This is a genomic window from Vannielia sp., from assembly GCF_029212645.1.
Classification (GTDB): domain Bacteria; phylum Pseudomonadota; class Alphaproteobacteria; order Rhodobacterales; family Rhodobacteraceae; genus Vannielia.
In genome coordinates this window covers 35,295-41,294 of record NZ_JARGND010000030.1, presented here as the reverse complement: position 1 = coordinate 41,294, position 6,000 = coordinate 35,295, and the positions used below count along the sequence as shown (strand labels likewise).

General features: G+C 60.8%; 3 protein-coding genes. 1 reads left to right on the top strand and 2 read right to left on the bottom strand.

The genetic code is table 11. From position 1 onward, the window contains the following. Positions 1 to 2,284, bottom strand: a 2,284-nt coding sequence (locus P1U55_RS10800; RefSeq protein ID WP_301047588.1) for a pyruvate carboxylase, incomplete at its 3' end; no start/stop codon positions are given. 294 nt (positions 2,285 to 2,578) lie between these two features. Here P1U55_RS10800 and P1U55_RS10795 point away from each other — a divergent pair. After that, positions 2,579 to 4,954, top strand: coding sequence for an ATP-dependent helicase (locus P1U55_RS10795; RefSeq protein WP_301047587.1), 2,376 nt, complete (start codon positions 2,579 to 2,581; stop codon positions 4,952 to 4,954). Between the two features lie 145 nt (positions 4,955 to 5,099). Here the strand turns inward: P1U55_RS10795 and P1U55_RS10790 are convergent, their stop codons facing one another. Then, a complete protein-coding gene (locus tag P1U55_RS10790) occupies positions 5,100 to 5,990 on the bottom strand; it encodes an NAD(P)-dependent oxidoreductase (RefSeq protein WP_301047586.1) in 891 nt (296 codons plus the stop codon). Between the last annotated feature and the right edge of the window lie 10 nt (positions 5,991 to 6,000).

The window sequence follows — 6,000 nt, the reverse complement described above, 5'->3', positions numbered from 1 at the left end:
CCGCATCAACCCCGGCCGCCGAGGCCGCAAGGATGGTGCCGCAGGCAATGCCCGCCGTGTCGTGGGTGTGGAAATGGATGGGCAGATCAACCGCATCCTTCAACGCCGGGATCAGCACCGAGGCGGCGGCGGGTTTCAGCAGGCCGGCCATGTCCTTGAGGCCCAGCACATGTGCGCCAGCCTTCTCAAGATCCCTGGCCATTTCAACGTAGTATTTCACATCATACTTGGCGCGGTTGGGGTTGAGCAGATCGCCTGTGTAGCAGATCGTGCCTTCGCAAATCTTGCCCGACTCGCCGACCGCATCCATCGCGACGCGCATGTTTTCCACCCAGTTGAGGCTGTCAAACACTCGAAACACATCCACCCCGCTGGCGGCGGCGCGGGCTACAAAGCTTTGCACCACATTGTCGGGGTAATTGGTGTAGCCAACGCCATTGGAGGCACGCAGCAGCATTTGCGTCATGATGTTGGGCATGGCGGCGCGGATATCGCGCAGGCGCTGCCAGGGGCATTCCTGCAAGAAGCGGTAGGCCACATCAAAGGTCGCGCCGCCCCAGCACTCAACCGAGAACAACTGCGGCAGGTTGGCGGCATAGGCCGGGGCCACGCGGATCATGTCGATTGAGCGCATCCGGGTTGCCAGCAGGCTCTGGTGGCCGTCGCGCATGGTGGTGTCGGTGATGAGAAGCTGCTTTTGCGCCTTCATCCAATCGGCCACGGCCTTGGCCCCCTTCTGCTCCAGCAGGTTGCGCGTGCCGACCGCAGGCTCGGCGCGGCTGGCGGGCGGTACCGGAGGCTTGGTATCGGCGGGGCGGGTTTCGGGGGCGGCCTCCGGGTGGCCGTTGACGCTGATATCGGCCACGTAGCGCAGGATCTTGGTGGCCCGGTCACGGCGCGGCTTGAAATCAAACAACGCGGGCGTTTCATCAATAAAGGTGGTGCTGTATTCGTTGTTGAGGAAGGTCGGATGCTTCAACAGGTTCTCGACAAAGGCGATATTGGTGCTCACCCCACGAATGCGAAACTCGCGCAGGGCGCGGTCCATCCGGGCAATCGCGGCCTCGGGGGTGGGGGCCCAGGCGGTGACCTTTTCGAGCAGCGAGTCGTAGTAACGGGTGATCACCGCGCCGGAATAGGCGGTGCCGCCATCGAGCCGGATGCCCATGCCGGTGGCCCCACGATACGCGGTGATGCGGCCATAATCGGGGATGAAATTGTTCAGCGGGTCTTCGGTGGTGATGCGGCATTGCAGCGCGTGGCCGTGTAGCTGCACATCATACTGCGAGGCGATGCCGGTGGCGGCGGTCAGGGTTTTGCCCTCGGCCACCTTGATCTGGGCCTGCACGATATCAATGCCGGTCACCTCTTCGGTGACGGTGTGCTCAACCTGCACGCGGGGGTTCACCTCGATGAAGTAGAAATCCCCGCTCTCCATATCCATCAGGAACTCAACGGTGCCCGCACATTCATAATGCACATGCTCGCAAATCTTCTTGCCGAGGTTGCACAGTTTTTCACGTTGGGTTTCAGAGAGATAGGGGGCAGGCGCGCGCTCTACCACCTTTTGGTTGCGCCGCTGCACCGAGCAATCGCGCTCCCACAGGTGGTAAATCTGGCCGTGGCTGTCCCCCAGAACCTGCACCTCAACGTGGCGGGCGCGGGTGATCATTTTTTCGAGATAGCCCTCGCCGTTGCCAAAGGCGGCTTCCGCCTCGCGGCGGCCTTCAAGCACTTTGTCCTTCAATTCATCGGGGCCGTAGATCGGCCGCATCCCGCGCCCGCCGCCGCCCCAACTGGCCTTGAGCATCAGCGGGTAGCCAACCTCTTCGGCCTGGCGCGCGATGTCGTCCATATCGTCGCCCAGCACCCCGGTCGCCGGGATCACCGGAACGCCGGCCTCAATGGCAACCCGGCGGGCACTGGCCTTGTCGCCAAGGGCGCGCATCGTCTCGGCTCTCGGCCCGATAAACTTGATGCCCTCGGCCTCGCAAGCATCTACAAAGGCTGGGTTTTCTGAGAGCAGCCCATAGCCCGGATGGATCGCGTCCGCGCCTGACATCTTGGCGACCCGGATGATTTCCTCGATCGAAAGATAGGCGGCAACCGGCCCCAGATTTTCACCGATGCGATAGGCCTCATCCGCCTTGAACCGGTGCAGGCTAAGCTTGTCTTCCTCGGCATAAACCGCGACCGTTTTCTTGCCCAGCTCATTGGCAGCCCGCATGACGCGAATGGCGATTTCGCCCCGGTTCGCGATAAGAATCTTGCCGAATTCAGCCATTTCATGCGCTCCGCGATAATTTTGCAGTTGCAGCATTTATGAAGATTAAATGACGAGTGTAAACTGCAAGATGTGGCTGGCCACGCTTTGGGTTGTACGGGGCCGCGTGGCCTTCGGAGATGCGGCAGGGCGGAAAAATTGAGTTAATTCAACGGTGAAACGCCACTGCGCGAGGATCCGGCGACCTGTAGGCAAGCTCCCTTCGCAGCGGCGGCAAATATCTTGAAACATACTTAAGAACATAGCGCGAACACATGCTTTTCAAGGGAGCACGTCCGCGCTAGGTTAGGCCCCATGAGCAGTTATTCCGATGATGAGGCCTTTGAGGCCGCCGCCGCGCGCACGCCGCTGTCGCAGCAAGCCATGCTCGCGCGGGCGGCACCCTATCTGGATGGGTTGAACCCGGCGCAGCGCGAGGCCGTTGAGCAGCTTGATGGCCCGGTTTTGATGTTGGCGGGCGCGGGCACTGGCAAGACCAAGGCGCTGACCACCCGCATCGCCCACCTGCTTATGACCCAACGGGCCCGCACCAACGAGATTCTGGCGGTGACCTTTACCAACAAGGCCGCCCGCGAGATGAAAAACCGCGTTGGCCGTCACATGGGCGAGGCGGTGGAGGGGATGCCCTGGTTGGGCACGTTCCATGCGATCTGTGTGAAGCTTTTGCGCCGCCATGCCGAGCTTGTCGGGCTGAAAAGCAACTTCACCATCCTTGATACCGATGATCAGCTCAGGCTGCTGAAACAGCTCCTGCAAGCCGCCAATATCGACGATAAGCGCTGGCCTGCGCGGATGCTTTCGGGGATCATCGACCAGTGGAAAAACCGCGCCTGGACGCCCGATAAAGTGCCGGCTGCCGAGAGTTCGGCTTTTGATCACAAGGGCGTTGCGCTCTACCGCGCGTATCAGGCGCGGCTGAAGGCGCTGAACGCGGTGGATTTTGGCGATCTGCTGCTGCACATGGTCACGATTTTCCAGGACCATGAGGACGTGCTGGCGCAGTATCAGCATCGGTTCAAATACATCCTCGTGGACGAATACCAGGATACCAACGTCGCCCAATATCTCTGGCTGCGGCTGCTCGCGGCAAAGCACAAGAACATCTGCTGCGTGGGCGATGACGACCAGTCGATCTATGGCTGGCGCGGGGCTGAGGTGGGCAATATCCTGCGGTTTGAAAAGGATTTTCCCGGCGCGCATGTGGTGCGGCTGGAGCAGAATTACCGCTCGACACCGCATATTCTGGGCGCCGCCGGCGGGGTGATTGCCGCCAACAAGGGGCGGCTTGGCAAGGAGCTTTGGACCGAGGCCGAAGAGGGCGAAAAGGTGCGCCTCATCGGCCATTGGGACGGCGAGGAAGAGGCCCGCTGGATTGGCGACGAGCTGGAAGCGATGGGGCAGGGCACGCGCGGGATGCGGCCCATTGGCCTTGATGAATGCGCCATTCTGGTGCGGGCCTCCCACCAGATGCGCGCCTTTGAGGATCGTTTCCTGACCATTGGTTTGCCTTACAAGGTGATCGGCGGACCGAGGTTTTATGAGCGGATGGAAATCCGAGATGCGATGGCCTATTTCCGCGTCACCATCTCGCCGGATGATGACCTTGCGTTTGAGCGGATCGTCAACGTGCCAAAGCGCGGGCTGGGCGAGAAGGCGATCCAGAAAATGCAGGTGGCGGCGCGCTCCAACGGGGTTTCGCTGTTTGAAGGCGCGCGGCTTTTGGTGGCCTCTGGTGAGTTGCGTGGCAAGGCCAAGGGCGCGCTTGAAGAGTTGCTGCGCGGCTTTGGGCGCTGGCATGGGATGGTGCTGGATGAGCAGCATGATCACATCGAACTGGCCGAACAGATCCTTGATGAATCCGGCTACACCGAGATGTGGCAAAATGACAAGACCCCCGAAGCGCCGGGGCGGCTGGAGAACCTTAAGGAACTGGTGAAAGCCCTTGAAAATTTTGAGAATTTGCAAGGTTTCCTGGAGCACGTTGCGCTTATCATGGATAATGAGCAAGAGGACGAAGGTCCGAAAGTTTCAATCATGACATTGCACGCGGCAAAGGGCCTTGAGTTTCCGGCGGTGTTTTTGCCGGGGTGGGAAGATGGGCTTTTTCCGTCGCAGCGCAGTATGGACGAAAGCGGCGTGAAGGGCCTCGAAGAGGAGCGGCGGCTGGCCTATGTGGGGATCACGCGGGCCGAGGAGCTTTGCACGATCAGCTTTGCGGGCAACCGCCGGATCTACGGGCAGTGGCAATCGGCGCTGCCGTCGCGCTTTATTGATGAATTACCGCAAGAGCATGTGGATGTGCTTACCCCACCGGGCCTTTACGGCGGCGGCTTTGGGGCGGCGGCCCCGAGTGCGGTGCGCTCGACCCTGCATGAGGATGCGGCAAATGCCGACGGGTATAACTCACCCGGTTGGAAACGCTTGCAAATGCGCAGCCAGCAGCGCGGCATGAGCCAGCCACGAGAGAGCCGCAACATGGTGATTGATGCCGAGGCGATCAGCTCACATGCGGTGGGGGAACGGGTGTTTCACCAGAAGTTTGGCTATGGCGCGATCGTGGGGATTGAAGGCGACAAGCTGGAGATTGCCTTTGAAAAATCCGGGGTCAAGAAGGTGGTGGCAAAGTTCATTGTGCCTGCGGCGAGCGCGGCGGATGACATCCCGTTTTAGAGGCCCGCTCCCGGCGGCCGGTTGGGTAGTTTCCGGCCGTTAACGGTGATTTTGGGCGGGCCACAAGGGATACACAACCGATGCACAAGGGATGCGCATGTCATCTGACAAATCGGGCATTCATGAATTCGCCGCGCGGTGCTGCCTAGCCTTCCAACTCGTCGCGCCAATCATGCTGCGGCGCGAAGCCGAGCAGGCGCTTGGCCTTTTCGTTGGAATAGAAGGTTTCAAACGCTCCCATCTCGCGGGTTTGCGGCACGCCTTGATAGAAGCGTTCGATCAGCTCGGGCACCGGGGCGGCGACGGAATTGGTGTTGTTCGAGACGTTGAACACCTCATAGCCCAGCCCATCGGTGCGCAGGCATCGCTCAACCATCTGGCCCAGATCGCGGGCGTCGATATAGGCGAAAATGTTGCGGCGGCGCTGCGCGGGATCATGGATGAAACCGGGGAAGAGGGTGGCATATTCATGCGGCTCGATCACATTGTTGATCCGCAGCCCGTAAATATCGGCCCCGCTGCGCCGTTGAAAGGCCCGCGCGGTGGCCTCGTTGCAGACCTTTGACATGGCGTAACTGTCTTCCGGCTCGGTGGGGTGGGCCTCATCCACCGGGATATACGCGGGCTTGCGCTCGCCATTGGCGAAACAGATGCCATAGGTGGTTTCGCTGCTGGCAAAGATCACCTTGCGGATGCCGGCCTTCAGGGCCGCGTCGATCACATTATAGGTGCCCATGGTGTTGGTGTGAAAACACTCGGTATCGCTGGTGACCATGATGCGGGGGATGGCCGCAAAATGGACGACGGCATCAAACGCGGGCACGCCGGCTCCCGGCTCCAGCTCATCAAAATCGGCCCAATTTTGCATGACATCATGCATCTGGCCCGCATCGGTGATATCGGCCCTGCGCTCCAGCGCGCCCGCCACCCCGCAGGGCGTGCGATCCACGTTGAGCACCCGGTGCCCCTGATCCAGCAGGTAGCGACAAACGTGCTTGCCTGCCTTGCCTGACCCGCCGGTAAAAAGAATGCGCATGAGGAGCCTC

What these genes read in the sequence shown, in the direction of transcription:
- P1U55_RS10795 (WP_301047587.1), top strand. Translation starts at nt 2,579, where the DNA reads ATGAGCAGTTATTCCGATGATGAGGCCTTTGAGGCCGCCGCCGCGCGC.
- P1U55_RS10790 (WP_301047586.1), bottom strand. Translation starts at nt 5,990, where the DNA reads ATGCGCATTCTTTTTACCGGCGGGTCAGGCAAGGCAGGCAAGCACGTT.